General features: G+C 36.2%; 1 pseudogene. It reads left to right on the plus strand.

The annotated features are described in order from the left end of the window. Window positions 1-627: pseudogene (locus D8801_RS10015) on the plus strand (hypothetical protein); the annotation flags it as partial.

Below are 627 nucleotides of genomic sequence, written 5' to 3' on the forward strand. Positions count from 1 at the left end.
TGGAAAGATGAATTAGCAGAAAAAATTCGGGAAGATTTAGGCATTAACTATGAACTACAGGCATGGCAATTTGAAAAAGAAATGTCACGATTTATAACGACTGATTTAGACAAGTTATTCGCAAAACGTACTAGATTGGAAAGGGATGCTTATTTTGCGGATAGTACGACGTCTATCAGAAAAGAAATTGATCGTTTAGATGCACAAATACTGGAGTACATAGAAAAAGCCCCTGAACAAAGTCAGGAGAAGACAGACTGGAATGATGCCTTGAGAACCCAGAATCAACAGTCATCAGTTGATTTATCAGCTGTATCGGTAGAAAATGAAAAATCCTTTAATAATCCATTAGAGCTAGTTTGGGAATTACATGGAAAATGGAGAGATGAATTAGCAGAAAAAATTCGGGAAGATTTAGGCATTAACTATGAACTACAGGCATGGCAATTTGAAAAAGAAATGTCACGATTTATAACGACTGATTTAGACAAGTTATTCGCAAAACGTACTAGATTGGAAAGGGATGCTTATTTTGCGGATAGTACGACGTCTATCAGAAAAGAAATTGATCGTTTAGATGCACAAATACTGGAGTACATAGAAAAAGCCCCTGAACAAAGTCAGGAG

It is taken from the genome of Streptococcus oralis, from assembly GCF_003943415.1.
Classification (GTDB): Bacteria; Bacillota; Bacilli; order Lactobacillales; family Streptococcaceae; genus Streptococcus; species Streptococcus oralis_BJ.